The 18,050-nt window shown below is 27.7% G+C and carries 15 protein-coding genes; 6 read left to right on the top strand and 9 right to left on the bottom strand.

All coding sequences use genetic code 4. The features are described 5' to 3' along the window. Window positions 1-368: 368 nt before the first annotated feature. Genes FJM08_RS00225 through rsmD form a run of 6 tightly spaced genes read right to left on the bottom strand, consistent with a single transcriptional unit; the run spans window position 369 to window position 4,850 of the window. Entirely contained in the window at window positions 369-1,022 is a 654-nt protein-coding gene (locus FJM08_RS00225) for a ribulose-phosphate 3-epimerase (protein WP_140031213.1), read from the bottom strand. Between the two features lie 13 nt (window positions 1,023-1,035). After that, entirely contained in the window at window positions 1,036-1,884 is an 849-nt protein-coding gene (gene rsgA, locus FJM08_RS00220; RefSeq protein WP_140031212.1) for a ribosome small subunit-dependent GTPase A, read from the bottom strand. Further along, entirely contained in the window at window positions 1,884-2,885 is a 1,002-nt protein-coding gene (locus tag FJM08_RS00215) for a serine/threonine-protein kinase (RefSeq protein WP_241863509.1), read from the bottom strand. The genes rsgA and FJM08_RS00215 overlap by 1 nt, the downstream gene beginning before the upstream one ends. 1 nt (window position 2,886) lies before the next feature. After that, a complete protein-coding gene (locus tag FJM08_RS07060; protein ID WP_211331328.1) occupies window positions 2,887-3,642 on the bottom strand; it encodes a PP2C family protein-serine/threonine phosphatase in 756 nt (251 codons plus the stop codon). Between the two features lie 8 nt (window positions 3,643-3,650). Next, on the bottom strand, window positions 3,651-4,274 hold the full coding sequence (gene gmk, locus FJM08_RS00205) for a guanylate kinase (RefSeq protein WP_140031209.1): 624 nt from the start codon (window positions 4,272-4,274) through the stop codon (window positions 3,651-3,653). A 27-nt stretch (window positions 4,275-4,301) separates the two neighbouring features. Next, window positions 4,302-4,850 carry a 16S rRNA (guanine(966)-N(2))-methyltransferase RsmD gene (gene rsmD, locus FJM08_RS00200; RefSeq protein WP_140031208.1) on the bottom strand — a complete coding sequence of 183 codons (549 nt, stop codon included), beginning with the start codon at window positions 4,848-4,850 and terminating at the stop codon, window positions 4,302-4,304. Window positions 4,851-4,909: 59 nt separating this feature from the next. Here rsmD and FJM08_RS07055 point away from each other — a divergent pair, with 59 nt between their 5' ends. Continuing rightward, window positions 4,910-6,907 (top strand): MYPU_1760 family metalloprotease, encoded by a 1,998-nt coding sequence (locus FJM08_RS07055; RefSeq protein WP_140031207.1) that lies wholly within the window; start codon window positions 4,910-4,912, stop codon window positions 6,905-6,907. Window positions 6,908-6,981: 74 nt separating this feature from the next. Here FJM08_RS07055 and FJM08_RS07050 read toward each other — a convergent pair whose 3' ends face one another. The 3 genes from FJM08_RS07050 to FJM08_RS07040 form a co-directional block, all read right to left on the bottom strand. Continuing rightward, window positions 6,982-11,217 carry an SGNH/GDSL hydrolase family protein gene (locus FJM08_RS07050; RefSeq protein ID WP_170177174.1) on the bottom strand — a complete coding sequence of 1,412 codons (4,236 nt, stop codon included), beginning with the start codon at window positions 11,215-11,217 and terminating at the stop codon, window positions 6,982-6,984. 155 nt (window positions 11,218-11,372) lie between these two features. Continuing rightward, complete coding sequence (locus tag FJM08_RS07045) at window positions 11,373-12,995, bottom strand: MATE family efflux transporter (RefSeq protein ID WP_140031205.1); 1,623 nt, start codon at window positions 12,993-12,995, stop codon at window positions 11,373-11,375. 106 nt (window positions 12,996-13,101) lie between these two features. Continuing rightward, window positions 13,102-14,019 carry a hypothetical protein gene (locus FJM08_RS07040; protein WP_140031204.1) on the bottom strand — a complete coding sequence of 306 codons (918 nt, stop codon included), beginning with the start codon at window positions 14,017-14,019 and terminating at the stop codon, window positions 13,102-13,104. A 141-nt stretch (window positions 14,020-14,160) separates the two neighbouring features. On the opposite strand from FJM08_RS07040, the gene ftsY reads away from it, so the two are divergent. From ftsY to FJM08_RS00155, 5 genes are all read left to right on the top strand, one after another. Beyond that, complete coding sequence (gene ftsY / locus FJM08_RS00175) at window positions 14,161-15,216, top strand: signal recognition particle-docking protein FtsY (RefSeq protein WP_140031203.1); 1,056 nt, start codon at window positions 14,161-14,163, stop codon at window positions 15,214-15,216. After that, window positions 15,216-15,437 (top strand): sigma factor-like helix-turn-helix DNA-binding protein, encoded by a 222-nt coding sequence (locus tag FJM08_RS00170; RefSeq protein ID WP_140031202.1) that lies wholly within the window; start codon window positions 15,216-15,218, stop codon window positions 15,435-15,437. The genes ftsY and FJM08_RS00170 overlap by 1 nt, the downstream gene beginning before the upstream one ends. A 230-nt stretch (window positions 15,438-15,667) precedes the next feature. After that, on the top strand, window positions 15,668-16,393 hold the full coding sequence (pyrH, locus tag FJM08_RS00165) for a UMP kinase (protein ID WP_140031201.1): 726 nt from the start codon (window positions 15,668-15,670) through the stop codon (window positions 16,391-16,393). 11 nt (window positions 16,394-16,404) lie between these two features. Continuing rightward, window positions 16,405-16,956 carry a ribosome-recycling factor gene (locus tag FJM08_RS00160; RefSeq protein ID WP_140031200.1) on the top strand — a complete coding sequence of 184 codons (552 nt, stop codon included), beginning with the start codon at window positions 16,405-16,407 and terminating at the stop codon, window positions 16,954-16,956. A 128-nt stretch (window positions 16,957-17,084) separates the two neighbouring features. Beyond that, entirely contained in the window at window positions 17,085-18,050 is a 966-nt protein-coding gene (locus FJM08_RS00155) for a phosphatidate cytidylyltransferase (RefSeq protein ID WP_140031199.1), read from the top strand.

Genomic DNA, 18,050 nt, shown 5'->3' with positions numbered 1-18,050 from the left:
CTATATTTATCATAATTGTCATTTTCTGTTTTTGAATTTGCTTTTTTCAATGCTAAACAACATCCAATAAACGACAATATAAATATAAATGCACCAAGCGAAAATATAGGATTTAAAACTTTGATCGTTTAGTCGATATGCAAAGTTTGCACATTACGCTGAAAATGCAACTTTTGCAATAAAAATAGCAATTCAAACATAGGGAATTCATAACACATTTTGTAGGGTTTCAACGAAATTCTTTGATTTACTTAATACAATTCCAATAGCACTAAAAATAAATATCCCATACCCTCAAATAAAAGCAATAAAAATAATTAGAAAAACCTTGTTTAATTATTGGTTTTTGCTTTGATATTTTCATTTTTTTACCTCTCAGTTAATTTATTAATAGTTTTTTCTGAGAAATTTTTAACTAAATAAGAACCAACAACAGCCATATCCACACCAAATTTAAAACAATTTTTTATATTGTCACCATTAATCCCGCCATCAATTTGAATCAAAATATTTTTCAAATTATTTTTAGTTAAATATTGTTTTAATTCACTAACTTTATTTAAACTATTTTCAATGAATTTTTGCCCGCCGAAACCTGGTTCAACACTCATTATTAAAACTAATGAGAAATTTTTTATTAATGGAATAATTTCTCTTACTTTAGTTTTAGGTTTAATTGAGATCCCTAATTTTACATTATCTTTTTTAGCTATTTCTATTAATTGTAAAATTTCGCCTTCAGTTAATGCTTCATAGTGAAAAGTTATAATGTCGCCAACATTTTTATACATTTCATAATAACCAAAAACATCTTTAACCATTAAGTGAATATCCATTATGTGTTTCGGGCAATTTTCCTTAATGCTTTTTACTTCAGCATATTGTAATGCAACATTTGGCACGAAAATATTATCCATTATGTCATAATGAACGTTATTAACACCTCACTTAGTCAATTGTGTTACATAATTAATTAAATTATCTTTTGGAACATCTAATATTGATGGGCTAATTTTTTTCATTGTAACTCCTTTATTAAAATTTAGGATCGATTAAACGTTTTAAGAAACTAATGTAGTTATCATAACGTTCTTGTTTTATTGTGCCTTGTTCTACTAATTGTTTAACTTTGCAATCACTAACATTTTCAAGGTAATGTTTGCAAGTTCGATATTTACAAAAAACCGATGCTTCTCTAAACGCTTTAAAAGCCGTTGGTAATTCATTAATTGTTAAGTCAAATTCGATTGAAGAAAATCCTGGCGTGTCAATTATTTCACCACCATTGAAGTCAATTAAACTAACTTCGCGAGTCGTATGCTTGCCACGATTTAGAGCTTTTGAAATGGCTTGCGTTTCGAAAGTAGTGTTTGCTAAGTGGTTTATCAACGTTGTTTTACCAACTCCCGTTTGGCCAACAAAAAAACTAGTCTTGTGTCTAAAAATTTCCCTTAAACCTTCAAAGCCTTCATTTGTTGCGTAATTAATTTCAAAAACTTGATACCCCTGTTCTTTATAAAAATTTATTTTTGAAGCACTTGTTAAATCTTTTTTTGTTAAAACAATAATTGGCTTTACATTTTTGTTTTCGATAATAATCAAAAATTTATCAACAAGTAAAGAACTAAATTCTGGTTCAACTAATGACATAACTACAATTGCTTGGTCTACGTTTGCTATCTTTGGTCTTATAAAGAAATTTTGGCGTCCCAAAATGCGATGAATTAGTTCGCCTTTTTCGAATTCAACATTGTCTCCGACAATAGGTTTCATATCAAGTAAGCGTAATTTGCCACTACCGCGAACACGATAAATTTTATGATCAGTAAAACTTTTAACATCATAAAACCCAGCGACAGATTTAACTATTTTTCCTTGTTCCATTAAAATATACCCCCAGCATGAAGCCCAATTAATAAAATAGCAACTAAGATTAAAATTCCACCAAGAGTGAAATATAAAATTGCAAAAGTTTTACTCTTAAAAAATTTTTTGGCTTTAGCAACTTTCTTATTCACATTAAGTTCAAGTCTTGGCTCTGATGCTCGATCTGGTTTTAAACAACTTAATAAGTCCAAATATAATTGACTACAATTTTCATAGCGTTGTTCTGGATTTTTTGCTGTACATCTAATGATTATATTTTCCAAAGGTTGAGGAATAATGATATTAACACCTTCAATTTTAGGGAGAGGCTCATTAATTTGCATCAACATTATTTGCTGTGGATCTTGCGAAGTGAATGGTACTTTTCCTACTAACATCTCATATAAAATTATACCTAGTGCATAAATGTCACTTTTTAAAGTCGCATCCGACGAACGCGTTAATATTTCCGGAGCAATATATTGAATTGATCCAACGGTTTTATTAGTTGAAGTTACTCGTTTAGAAGTTTCATCAAGTGAAATGCCAAAGTCAATTAGTTTAATTGTGTTAGACTTACTATCAATCAAAATGTTGCTTGGTTTTAAATCGCGATGTACTACGCCCATTTTATGAATTTCAATAAGACCTTGACAAATTTCTTTAGCATATGAAACAGCAGTTTCTGGTAAAAGTTTTTTATTTTTTAGAATAATATTTTTTAGTCCGTTTCCGTTGATTAATTCCATAGCATAATAAGCCTCATTATCGGAAACAAAATGGCCAAAAAAACCAACAACATATGGGCTTTTGATTTTAGCTAAAAGCTTACATTCATTTTCAAAACGTAATTTGGCGGTTTCCGGCCTATCAGGGCTATTTAGTAAAACTTTAATAGCATAACGTTTTCCGGATTTTTTATAAGTTCCTGAATAAACCTCCCCAAATCCACCACGCCCAATTAAAACAAAATCTTCAAAATTTTTATTTAAATTTGGGTATCCTATTAATTCTTTCATACTACTCATTTTCCAACTCCACAATTTCGATTGATATGTTATCTTGAGATGAATTTCGAATCGCAAATTCGACTAGTTTTTGTGCTTTCGCTTCTAAATTCAATTTTTTATTTTGTAATATTTGTTCAATTGCGGGTTTTTCTACATAATCATGTAATCCATCTGATGTTAGAATAACATATTTGACATTTGCATCACTATTTATTAAAAAACCATCACATTTCATTATCATTCTTGGTCCAATGCAACTAACTAACTTATTAGCATCAGGGTGTTTTTTGGCTTCTTCAAATGATAAAATATCGTTAGAAACTAATTGATTTAAAAAGTTTTGATCTTGTGTGGTTTGATATAAAAGTCCGTTATATACATAAGTTCGAGAATCACCAACATTAAAAATATATATTGTCCCATTTGAATTAAAAATAAGGGCAGCAGTTAATGTTGTCCCCATACTTTCAAAATGAAAATTTTCCTCGATAAATTTATCTAAGGTTTTTTTAATTTGGCTTAATGCATTATTAAATCATTTATTAATATTACGTTTATCATTGAATTTTAAATTATCGGGAAATGTTTGCAAAAAATAGTTTTTTAATGTTTCGATAGTTAATTCAGCACATTTAGCACCACCAAAATGCCCGCCCATTCCATCACATAACATTGCTAGAGTTCAATTACTTAAAAACGCAATATCTGCGCGGTCTTGATTTTCTTTTCTTACTCTACCTATATCTGATTTAATGCAATATTTCATGATAATAATTAAGCCTTTCTCCCTTCTTCAATAATTTTTGTTCCGGCGATTACTTCTTTAAAATTATCATTAATTATTTTTGAAATTCTTTTCGCTGTTGTTTCGACACTATCATTAATTACAACATGTTGAAAAATTTCTGAAATTTTAATTTCTTCTTCTGCTTTTTTTAATCTTTGAGCAATAACTTCAGGAGTTTCAGTGTTTCTACCTTCAATACGTTTTTCTAGTTCATTAAACGAAGGCGGCATTAAGAAAATTGAACAAATTTCATTTTCTTTATTATTTTTCTTATAAAAATCAATTATTTGTTTAGCGCCATTAGTTTCAATTTCTAAAAACGGAATTTTGCCTTGTTCACAAATTCTATCGATTTCAGAATATAAAGTTCCATAATAATTATCAAAGTGTAGCGAATATTCAATTAGTTTATGTTCTTTTAAACATGCAGTAAATGTTTCTTTTGATACAAAATAGTAGTGAACACCATCAACTTCACCTTCGCGTGGAGAACGCGTTGTCATAGAAACAGATAATTTTAATTTTAATTTAGGATTGTCAAACAAAACTTTTTCGACAGTCCCTTTGCCAACGCCACTTGGGCCAGTAAAAATGATTAATTTTTTAGGCATTATTCTCCTCTCTTTAAATTTTTTAATTTAAAAATGTTTTTGTATGTAGTAGATATAAATTTTACCATATTTTTTGTTCCTGTTTATGCGATAGTTATTATGCTCGTATTCAAAATTGTTTCAATCTGTTTCAATAATTGCCATTCCATTCTCATTTAGCATTTCGTTTTCGCAAATAAAATCTAAACAATTTATTAATAATTCTTTTTTTGCAAATGGCGGATCTAAATAAATATAATCAAATTTTGAAGTTAAATTTTTCTTTAAAAAATCTAAAGCGTCAGTATTTATGACTGATAAATTTGTTTCATTTAATGTCTTTTTATTTTCTAAAATTATTTTATAGGCGTTAATATCTCGCTCAATGCAAATGGCATTTTTTGCTCCTCGCGAAAGAGCTTCTAAGCAAAACGCACCGCTACCAGAAAATAGATCTAAAAATTGTTTATCTTTAAGTGCGAATTGAATAGATGAAAAAATAGCCTCTCTAGCTCTATCGATTGTAGGACGCGTTGTTTGGGCGCTTGGTTGTTTTAGTAATCTTGAACGATATTTTCCAGCAATAATTCTTAACATAATATAAAATTATATAATTAATTTATAATTGTTAAATCGCTAATGAAAGAAGATGAAAAATGAAAGATAATTTAAATTCAAACCAATCACAGATACCTTCAAATAAATCTGCCAAAAAACCAAAAGGTCATGGCGGTCTTTCATTTTTTCTTACTTTACTTTCGCTTGGATGTGCTGCTGGTATTGGCTATGGCGTTTATCGTTATGTAAAAAATACAATAAATAATTTTAGCAATAACCAAATCAAACCAATCAATCCAAATGACTTTAAAATAAACGGCAAAAATGGCTATTTAAATTCGTCAATAAAATCATTTAATTCTAAATTAGAAAAAGACCTTAAAATAAACGATAGATTTGAATATGGTCATCTTTCAATCATCGAATACCCTATTGGCATCGACAAAAACGAAGAGCCTGTTTATTTCTTAGGAGAGGAAGGCAGAAAAAAATTAGATGAACTATTTCAAAACCGTGCTGTTTTTGGGCCAGAAATAAACGCTTTGCGCAATGTTTACATTAACAGAAAATATTCTGGAGAACTAAATAAGGAAGTTAATGGTTTTTATTTACCTGGTGTATTTGACATCTATCTTTTTTCAAATTCGATTTTTGAAGGCGACACAATAAATTATCAAATTTTAAATTGGGATGCTGAAAAACGAGCCGAAATGATTTTAAGTGTTTTGGTTCATGAATACACACACCATATTGATAATATTTATAACCGTAGTATTAAAAATAATGATTCATTAGCCAATAATGAATTAGAATATAAATTATCAAATAAGCAAATTGTTAAAGAAAATAATGCAAATAACAAAAAATTCTTACATGAATTTAGGGAAAATTTATCATATTATTTGCCTTTGGGTCAATCTAACGCTTATTTTCTAAAAAACCCAACAGCGTTTAAATATAAATTAATTAATCAAAATCCTGTATTTCAAAATCTTTCTAGTTATGATTTATTTAAATTTGCTAACCTTAATTTAACAGCAACTGAAATAATGAAATTTAAAAACCAATTTAGTAAAAATTTATATTTTAATAATTCAAATCTAAATGGCATCAATTTTATTAATGCTACTACAGAAGACCAAGTGAAATATTTATATTCATTTGAGGAACTTGTTCCAAGAGAATTGCTCAAAATGTCATTCACTTCTAATTCTAAGTTTTATAATCCACAAGAAAAAATTTATCGTGGCTATTTATATTTTGATAAACCAGATAAAAAAAGCACATATCTTTCAGCAATTGGCGACGATATTTTAAAAATGTATGTTCATGATAATAAAGAAATATTCTCCACAAATTGAGTTTTTGATAATGAATTAAAGGGATTTCGAAACGCAGAAGATGAATTAATTTTTAAAAATATTGCAAAAGATTTACGTTTGAAAGGACTATTTAAAGCTTACATTGATTTAATGGGTTATGGTCAAGCAATTAGTTATATAGGTGCCGATAATTGAAAATGGCAGTTCGATGATAAAAATAGTACCATTCAAAGAGATCACGCAAATCTTAATTTTGGTGGCTATTTAAAACTGGATAAAAATTATGTTAATAAAAAGATGGCGCTTTTGTTAACTAATCAAAATAAAGCAAGTGATTACCAAAAAATTGCAATTCATAAATCTAATTTCAATTTTGTTGCTAAAAAGGCATGAAATAGCGACATATCTGCTACTTACAATGTTGATTGAATATATCCCTTTTCTAGCCAAGAAAAAGATAAATATACTTATTTTTCATATTTTAGCGATTCAATTGATATCGAAACATTAAATAAATATTCATTGGGTAAAAAACTGGATATAAAACTTTGAATTGACGAAAATAGCGATAATAAAATGAGCGATAACGAAATTAAAGATTTTCTAAATGATGCTAATAACAACTATTTTGATGTTCAAGAACGAAGCAAACGGCGTGTTACTTCTTTTAGAAAATATATGGACCATTCATTAGGTTTATGAACGCAAGAATATTCTTATCAATTGAATATTAAAAAAGGTGCAAAAACCTATTTTGAATGAGATAAATACTAAATTATAAATAATGATTTGTATTTAATTTATCTATGATTTTGACAAAAAAACATGGCAAAATCGCCATGTTAATTTTATTTTTTAATTTCGTGAGGTAAGTAACCATTTACTAAAGCATCTTTTAGCACTTCAACGCCATATTTTTTATGATGTTTGTCATCGTTTTTATCAGGATTTTGGACGTAAGCTAAAATAGTATCCACTCCGTAATTGCTAAAGTTTTTTAGGTCATTTTCAGTAAATGTTTGATCTTTTGTATAGCCGCTAAATAATATATGTGAAACTAAAGTTGTGTCTTTTTCTTCGCTAATGCTTACATAAGGTGCATTTGTTCCATATTTCTGTTTTAATTCTTCTAAAATTTTTTGATTCTTTTCAAAATATAAATTCGCAACTCTTCCAATAGATCCAGACATTAAAGAAAATGCTATGGGTAAAAATACGGATAGACTATCAGGAATGTTAGAGAATGTTTGCATTAATAATGTAACATATATTCTATATATAGCTTTGTAACTATCAAGTTGTTTAACTTTAAGTATATCGGTTTCATTGTATTTTGATTTATTTATATCTAAAATGAATTGCTTAATTAAAGGTGCAAATATTGCTTGTACCATACCAACTCCACTAATAAGTTTTGTTGGATCGCTAGGCATTTCAATTTCAAATTTTAACTGTGAGGAATTAGGATTATCTTTTGGTTTTTCTGCAACTTTTTCTAGTGAAACAGAATCTTTTATATGTTTGGTAGCGGGTTCCACATATTTTCCACCAAATAAAGTGGTGTAAAGGCCAGAATTCAATGAGAAATTAGAAACTTCAAATATTAAATTAATAACTTTAACAAAATATTCCGAATTCATATTATCGAAAATTTTGTAAATTTTACCGCCTTTGTTTTTGTTTTCAGTTGAGCTCTCGGATTCAATTGCAAGAATTTTTTCAATCGAAATTTTTCCAGGCGCAGAACCTTGTACAAATTTCAACGCACCTAAAATAATTGTGTTTCTTAATTTTACAGCGTGATCAATTTTTTCATCTTTTTCCAATTTAACATTTTTTAAAGCATCAAATATGTTATTAATAATTTCTGAAAAAATAGTTTCTTCCTTGTTTATGGCCGAGTTTAATAAATCAGCAACGAAATTTGCTATTGTTCCTCTATTTTTTTCTATAACTTCCAGTTTATATAATTTGTTATTTGATTTTCATGATGAATATAGCAAATTTTCAACTTGTTTTCCAAAAATATGACCATGCTTTTCAAACACAAATTTTATGACATTTTTTAATGAGGTTTTTAATTTATCAATGTTTGGTAACGCAAATATTTTTGCAATAACTTCTATTCAATTTTGAGCATCTTCAAACACATTTTTGCTTTCTGCTACTATTTCAAATATGTGATTTAATGTATCTTCTAGGTATTTATTTGAGGCTAAATCTGAAATTAAATTAGCAAAATCAGTCGTATTTTCATCGCCGCCTAATAGTTTACTTAAGCCTAAGGTTTCTAGCAATTTAGCAAGCGTATCTTTGTTTCCTAAATTATTTTTTAGGATATCTTGAACAATTTTTACAAATAATAATTTATTTTCTTTAAAGAATTTATTGTTTAGCAATCCGCCAACGAATTTGACACTTGTAAATTTGTCATAGACAGCTCCGCCAGGTTTTAGCAATTTAGAAATTCCTTGGTTTGTGAAATCTTGTGATTTGAAGAAAGCAATTATTTCCTCAAAAATAAATTCATGCATTTTATGATCTTCTAAAAGCGAACTTATTAATTTTGTGAAATTTTCTTTAGTTACATATTGGGAAATGTAATTTTCAAGTTTGTTTCAAATTAATGTTGCAGCATCTTGTTCTTTAAATACTTTTAAAATATTTGCAAAGAATTTTTTAACTAGTTCTGAATGTTCTTTCAATTGTTCGTTTTTTGAAAATTTCTCAACGATTAACAATAATTTTTTGCCATCTTCAGCAAGTAAAGAATTGCTCATTGATTTAACAACTGAAAAAATTGTTTGTTCCAATTTTAAGTCTTTTCCGTGTTCTTTAATTTCATTAATTAATGAATCTAAAAATAGTTTAGAAATTTTTAATTCATTTTCAATTTGTGAAAAGACACTAACAAAATTTTCTAAAATTATCCTTTGATCTTTTTCAACCATACCACTAAATAGAGTTGGATATTCATTTGATATAAATGTTAATGAACTAGAAATTAATAACTCTTGAATATCTTTATCATTTACTAATTCACTAAACATTTTTTGAATAGAATCAATTACGTTAGAACTTTTTTCTTGGGTTAAAAGCAATTTAATTAAATCGTTAAAATTATTAACTTTGTCTAATTCTGATTTTTGTCCAATTTCAAAAATTGCTAAAATAGAATTTTTAGTAATTTCAGGAATATGACTTGAATTTAGAATTTTGCTTATGAATTTTTCATAATTTTCAAGTGTAAATAATTTTTGTACACTTGGATATGTTTTTTTAGCTAAAAATGAAATAACAGATTTTACTTTTTCGTTTTTTAAACTTGATTTTAAAAAATTAGATAATGCATTAGCGAATTTATCTTTGAAATCTTTAGAAAAATCGCTTTTTGTAAATTCCTTAATTAATTCAACTAAATTTTCTTCTTTTAGAAATGTTTTTGAAAATATTTCAATTATGTATTCCTTATTAAGGAAATCAACACCAGGATTGCCGTCTTTATCTCAATCTGTTTCATGCGCAAGCTTTTGTGCTTCATTAAATTGCTTAATAAATCAATTTGAAGACTTGAATCATTTTATTAAAGCTTTAATGGCTGCGTAATCATTGTCTGCAAAGAATTTCTTAAGATTTTCATCGGGGTCTAATTGTTTCATATAATCAGAAGTGAAAACTTTAGTTACAAGTGCAATAGCAATTTCTTGCATAGTTGCTTCTGGGAAACCTAGAATCTTCTTAGCAAAATTATCTGAATTTAGCAAAGGTTTGATTTCTTTATATAATTCATCTTCCTCAAGTAATTTATTAAATGCTTCTTGTGGATTTGCACCAAAAAGTTCTTTATATAAATTTTCAACTTTTGGCGAGTTTAATTCTACTGTGTGATAATGTGTGCTTTCAGAGTTAAGAATAAAATTATTACTTCAGCCCAAACTTTGTAGTGTTTTGCCTTCAATTTTCGCATTTGTTAACTTAACAAATGCATCAAATGCCATCTTTTTATATCCTAAAGGTGATGGGTGGATATCAAATACTATTGAAGCTAAATGACGTTGATTCTTAGTTCAATATTCGGCATCATATACATCTAAATAACCAATATTTTCATAAGATTTAGTTGTATCACGAATCGCATCGTTTAATGGGCTTACCAACATGCTATTTAGATTAGCGTCCTTAAGTTGTTTTTTAGCGTTTTCTGGCAAGAATTCTATTAGTGATGAAACAAATCTTAACACTGGTGATGGATAAGAAATTATTTCGATGTTAGCGTTAGGATTAATTTCGGTTAATTTTTTAAATAACTCGTTCAAACGATCTGAAATTTCATCTTGCGCAATTTTTGCAAAGTTTTTAAAATATTCTAAAAAGCTATTTAAATCAAAATTTTTACCTTCAATTATTGAAGTAATAATTTTGTCAATGCCAGAAGCTTTTAAAATTGATGAAAATGAACGTAAAAAGTCATTTGCACCTAGTGATAAAGTGATTAAGTTAGCATTTTTAATTTCATTAACTAAATCACTTTTTAATTTATCAATATCGTTAAAACGATAGAATGTATTTTTGTATAGACTATCATTTATATCGAAAATATTAGGTTTTTTAGTTTGATATTTAACACCCAATAAATCAAGTCATTCAACTATTGTGGCATTTGATGTTGCAAAGTTTTTAAAACTTTCAAGTCGATTTGGAGTTTTCCGGTTTAAAAGATAGGCTAAATACGCAGCAAATGACATTCCTGTTACTTTGCCATCTTTTAATTCACCATGATGGTCTTCTTCTAATCAGCCAGTAAATCCTGCTGATATTGAATCTCCTATAGAAAGATATTTAATTTTCTGATCTTTTAAAATTAGATTCTTAGAAACTTTGGTTTCAATGCTTTTTTTAATTTCGGGAACAGGTTTATCTGGTTTTGGTTTATCAGGAGTAGGTGTATCTGGTTTTGGCAGATCTTCATTTTTTTTCATTTTTCTTGTATCTTTACATGATGCCGCAATTGCTGCTGTTGAAATTGGAGCTGCAACCACTGCGCCTAAAATAACAAATAATTTTTTTCGATTTAATGTTTTCATTTTTCCTCTCATCGTTATCTAAACTTTTTTAGATTAAGAAAATATATAAATTTAAAAAATATTTTAGTTGGAAATAGATTAATAAGCAACAAAAAAACACAAAAAATTTCTCTTTTCGTGTTTCGTTTTGCATATTTTAACATTTGTATGTGTAATTATAATTTTTTAGCATATTTAATTCAAGTTTTGCTATTTCAACGTAAACCAAATAAAATTGTTCGGAAAATTGCGTCAAGCAAAGTAGCTGCAGACAGTAGCAACATAAAGTTAGTGTGCGACATTGCGTAAATAGAACTGCTAGTTTGGTGAATAACTGCAACTAAGTAAACTGCGCTTAATTGAACACCAATCATCGTTACTATCGCTACTAAATTTGGTATTCAGACATCATTAGCGCCCCATAAAGCTCGTAGTGTTGTTAAATTTCCGATATCAAAAATAGCTCTTAGCATTAAAATTGCAGTTATAGAATATCCGAAATCTCTAATTAATTTTGGATCAGTTGAATAAATGGCTAGCATTGGATAAGTTAAGATCACACCAATTAGCGACATAATAACTTGTGCATAGAAACCTAATTTTAAAGAATTTCTACCTAGCAAGTGCGCTCTTTCAAAGTCTTGTTTACCAATTTCAATTGCAACAATAACACTAGTTACATAACTTAGTGCTAGAACAAATGATGAAAAAATGTCATAAGTATTATTTAACGCACGCCATATTCCAATAAATTGATCGGGAGCACCGCTATAAGGAATGGCGGCAGCAATAAAATATTGAGAAATATATCAAATTCCGCTTTCGATTGCAATTGGCAGCCCTAGACGAACAATTTCTTTTATATATTTATTATTTCATGAACCTGAAAATTTAAATTTATATTTTTTAAATATAAAACGTTGCACAAAAATATAAGCAATAAATAATTGAATAATTCCGCCCAAAATTGTTTCCAGAGAAATTAATATTGTAATTTCACTTTCGTTTTTTGCAAATAATGTTGGTACGAAAAATATTGCATATGTTCAGCAAGTACGTAGAAATATGGATAAAATTACACCAATAATAGCAAATTTATTTTTCTTAATAGCTTGCAAAACGGAAGTTAGTATTGCTGCTATGGAAGCAAAGAAAATATCGATAGTTGTTATTCTTAAAAATTTTTTTGTAAAGGATAATTCGTTATTTATATACTGAATTGCATTAGTGTTTGCAAAATTAATTGATTTAAATATTCCACCATTTACTAATGTATCTAGCGGTACATTAACCAAATTATTATTTTTTACTATATTTAAATTATTTTTATAAATTTCATAATCTAATTTGTTTTTTCATGCGTAAATAGGAGCATCTTTAGCGCCCGATTTAGCTAAAATTATTCCTGAAAAACCAAACATAATTAAATAGCAGCAAACATTAATAATAATTGATATGTAAATTGATGAACTAATAACTTTTGGAATGTCTTTTTCTCTTTTTTGTCCAAAAAGATTAGAAACAACAACTAAAACACCTAATTGATAAATTATAGGCACAAAAGTAAGAATTTTATAAACACTCAATATTTTTGCAATTGTATAAAAGTAATAGCCATTGAATGAACCATCAATGTGATAAACACGTAAATATAATGTAGATGCAAGCGAACCTAAAATTGAAACTATAGCAAAAAACAACGTTTGCACAAAAATTGGCAACGTTAATTTAAAAATATATTTAAAATCTCTTATTTTAAGTAGATTTATTATTCTAGTTTTAATAGAATCATTTTGCATACAAACAATTTTACTAAAATATTGAAAACAAAATTTTGTTATTTTGAAAAATTTCAATGATGTTGAAAGTAATAAAAAAAGAAACGCGATTGCGTCTCTAGGTAAATTAAGCTACTAATGATAAAAATAATTCGGCTACTAAATCCAATCTTATTTCTAAAGAAAGATCAATTATTTTATCGAATGCACCTTTTAATGGGACAGCAATTTTTGCAAATACAACCTTAGCAAAGTCTCTATAAAATTTATAGTTAGCCACTTCTTTTTCGTTTTTCTTTTCAGGAAAACAAGCATCAATTATACTATCTTTTGAATCATAAAATTTCCCTACTAGTTTTTTATAATATATAAAAGCGTCTTTCATTCTTTTTTCATCTGATTCATTTTCGTCATGTTTAAATTCTTTTTCAAGTTCAATTTGCATATTTTCTAGAACTTTTGAAAATGATTGATAATCGAAACCGGCAGCAATTTCGTTTCTGAATTTATCGAAACTCTCAAATTTGTAGTCATGTTTTTTAATAACTTCTTGTATCTCTTTGTCTTGTTTAATAAAATTTTCCAAAACCACGGTAGTTTTCAATGCAAATTGTTGTGATTTTTCCATTAATTTTTTAAGATCCAAAAAATCTTCGGGTGATTTTTCAAAGGCTTCTTTTCAAATTTTTTCAATTTCTTTTGTAATATTTAATTCTTTATCAATTTTGAAAACAGCGCCTGCTAGAATATCTATAGATTTATTAATAATATCAATTAATTTTTCTACGTTTAAATCTTTATATTTATCCTTATCTGTTTCGTTTTTAATTTCGTTATTAATTTTATCGGCAAGAAATTTTTTAATAGGCGATAAATCAAAACTTTTCTCAGAATCAGGCGACTTTTTATTATTATCTTTTTGGTTTTCTTTACTTTGATCTTTATTTTTTTGATCTTTAGCCTTAGGGTCGCCACAGCTAATAGCCAATGTAGCGATTGGCAAAACGGTAGTAAACGGAATAGCTAATTTTAAAAATTTTTTCATTTTTTTCTCCTTGTTGTTTGTTTTCTTGGATAGTAGTCTATTATATATCAACGGTTACAAAATAAAATTGAAAATATCTAGTTATTAGTTTAAAATTTATTAAAAATAATAATTTTTAAAATATTGCAAAAGGCGGTTAACATGGGATTTTGAAATAATCTGAAGGAAAAACTTTTTGGAACAAAAGAAGAACGAATTGCAAAAAAACAAGCTAAATTAGAAGCGAAACAACAAAAATTACTTGGAAAAGAATTAAATAAATCAAAAAAAATTGATAACTATATTGCGGGCTTGTCTAAATCCAATTCGTCATTCACGGAAAACGTTAGACAATTGCAAAATAGACACAATAAAATCGATGAAGAATTTTTTGAAGATCTTGAAGAAATTCTAATAATGTCTGACATTTCGATTAAGTTAGTTCAAATTATAATTTATGAATGTAAAAAAGAAGTTAAAAATGAAAACATTACTGATCCAAAATTAATTAGTGAAATTATTGCTGATAAATTATTTACTATTTATACATCAAATTCAATTATTGATACAGCATTAAATATTCAAAAAGGACGTTTAAATGTAATTTTAGTTGTTGGAGTAAATGGTTCTGGTAAAACCACTTCTATTTCTAAAATAGCTAAAAAATTGATTGATGATGGTAATAAAGTCTTAATTGCGGCAGCAGATACATTTAGAGCCGCAGCAGTGGAACAACTAGAAATTTGAGCAAATCGTGTAGGAGCAAGCATTGTCAGACCAAACCAAAATGAAAAGGATCCTGCGGCAGTTGTTTATAGAGCGATTGATCTTGCAAAAAATGAAAATTTTGATGTACTCATTATAGATACAGCTGGTCGTTTACAAAATAAAGTTAATTTGATGTCTGAATTGGCAAAATTGAATAAAGTGCTTTCAACTAAAATTGAAGGCGCTCCCCATGAAAGTTTATTAGTTTTAGATGCCACAACTGGGCAAAATGGAATTTTGCAAGCAAAAGTTTTTGGTGAGGCAACTAATTTAACTGGTATAGTGCTAACGAAAATGGATGGAACTTCGCGTGGCGGAATTGTTTTAACTATCAAAGACGAAATAGGTCTTTCAGTTAAATATGTAGGCTTTGGCGAAAAAGTAGAAGATTTAAATGAATTTGATTTAGATTCTTATATTTATGGACTAATGAAAGGGCTAGTTGAATAATGGAAACCATAAATGAAAGAACAAAAATAATTGAATTATTTGAAAAATATAAAGATCTATTAGCTCAATCGCAAAGACAAGCAATGTATTTGCATTATTTTGAAGATCTGTCATTTTCAGAGATAGCTAACGAATTAGCTATGACTCGTAGCGGCGCATTTGATGCAGTTAAAAAAGCGAAAGCAAAACTAATTGAAATAAATAATAAAATCAACCATTAATTATGAATTAATTAAGGAATGACATTTTAAATTCGCTAGGTCTAGAATCGAATGCGAAGAATATTATTGTGCTTCAGTTACAAAGTAGCGGCGATTTTTATATCGGGCTCAATATTTTGTAATTATTATTTCAATTATCATCTTTATAAATAAGTAAAAAATTCCGTTTTTAAAATAACTAAATTACTATATAATTATAAAAATTAATACAAAACTATCTTTAAGGAGAGTTGATGTCATATAAACGTGTTTTAATTAAATTATCTGGTGAAGGATTGGCTAATAAAGATAAGCGATTAGCAATTGATTATGAATTAGTGGAAAAATTCGCAAAACAACTAAAAGTTATAATTAAAAGAAATATCGAAGTTGCAATCGTTGTTGGTGGCGGAAACTTTTGGCGCGGTACTAGTGCTGCAAAAAACGGTATTCAAAGAGTAAGAGCTGATTATATAGGTATGCTTGCAACAACAATGAATGCGTTAGCTTTGCAATCAGGATTTGAAAATAACAATTTACATTGTAGAGTTTTATCAAGCTTAACAATGGACCCCAAAGTGTGTGAAGTATATATTAACGAAAAGGCAAAAAAATACTTAAAATCAGGCGAAGTTGTCATATTTGCCGGTGGAACAGGAAGACCATTTTTCACAACTGACACAGCATCTACATTATTTGCAAGTGAAATAAATGCCGACGCAATTTTAATGGGAAAGAATAATGTTGATGGCGTTTATGATAGCGACCCTAAATTTAATCCTAACGCAAAAAAATTTGAAAAAATTACTTATGATGAATTGCTAGAAAAAGACTTGCGAATCATTGACACAACAGCTGCATCAATGGCTAAGGAAAATAAAATTGATATTATTATCTTTGACATAAACGAACAAGATTCACTTTTAAGAGCAATAGATAACGAAGTACCAAACACAATCATTACATCTAAAAAATAAAGAGGAATATTATGGAATTAAATTTTTATTTAACACGTTTAAACGAAGAAGCAAAAAAATCAATTAATAATTTCGAAAATCAAATAACAAAAATCGCCGTGGGACGTGCAAATCCTGCGTTAATTAGCAAAATAAAAATCAACTATTATGAATCAATTATTTCTCTCGAAGAAATAGCTGCCATTAGTATTGCTAGTCCGCTACAACTTCTAGTTAAGCCTTATGATATGAGTATTATTAAAACAATCGAAAAAGCAATTATGGATAATAAAATTAATGTATCGATCGCTAACGAAGGCCATCAATTAAGATTGACATATCCACAAATGACAACTGACAAAAGAGTCGAAATGACAAAACAATTAAGCACATTAACTGAACAAGCTAGAGTTTCAATTCGTCAAATTCGTCAGGAAATTAATAAATTAATAAAGAGCGATAGTGATCTTTCAGAAGATTTGCAAAAACAATTTTTAGATAATATTCAAAAAGAAATTGATAGAAATATTGAAAAAATTAATGTTTTATCAAAAGAAAAAGAAAAAGATTTATTAACAATCTAATATCGTCTGTAAACTTAGCCCAAATTTATGGGTTATTTTTTTATTTATGGGGTCAAAAATATAATTTTTGATGTAATAGTTTCATAAAAAGTTTTTAAAACTAATTAACATATTATAATAATTGCACTATGAAAAATATAAAGGTAAGAGCAACCTCTGCAATAGTTTTATTATTAATTTTGATACCATGTTTTTTAATTACCTATTTTGCTAAAGTTCCAGGAAAAGTAATCGGTTTAGCTTTTTTTATGGTTTTTAGTTCTTGAGCGACATACGAAGTAATTTCACATAATAAATTACACCAATCTTTTAACATTATTTTTGCTGTTTTAGTTAGCATAACTTGATTTTTTCCATTCGATTGGTTTAAAACAACTTCAATTAACCCTAATGCATTTTGAGAAACTAAAACAACGGGATTTAATCATGATTTTTTAATTCTCACAATTAAACATCTTTTGTTTTTTGGAAAAGATGAAATTTCCGGACTAAATGCACTATCAATTTCAACTATTTTCATATTTTCAACAATTATATTTTTATTTAATGCTAGAAAATATGAAAGCACTATAGAGTTTTTTAAAGAATATATTATTTGTCTATTTGCCTTATTATTTATTCCGATTTTTTCAAAAGCCTTATATATTTATAACGTTGCCAATTTATACATTTTCTTTGCCATTTTTCTAATTCCGATAATTGCTGATACATCTGCTTACTTTGGTGGAATGCTTTTAGGTCACAAAATAATAAAGCGTGGATTTGCCCCACATATTAGCCCTAAAAAAACTTGAGAGGGAGCGATAATTGGCTATCTATTTGCTGCCCTATTCGTGTTCATTGCAATGTATTTAGGTAAAATGACTAATAATAGCCAATTTATAGTTTTGGCTAACTATAAACAATTAATAGTAGCAATTATTTTACTACCAGCAGTATCTCAAATTGGGGATTTATCATTTTCATTAATAAAGCGTAAAATGAATATAAAAGATTTTTCAAATTTAATTCCGGGACATGGCGGATTAATGGATAGATTTGATTCGGTATCGTTCGTCACATTATCATTATCATTGATATTTTTAATTAAATAA

Origin of the sequence: Metamycoplasma equirhinis (assembly GCF_006385185.1) — a bacterium.
Taxonomy (GTDB): Bacteria; Bacillota_I; Bacilli_A; order Mycoplasmatales; family Metamycoplasmataceae; genus Metamycoplasma; species Metamycoplasma equirhinis.
This window is presented reverse-complemented; position numbering and strand designations above follow the sequence as displayed.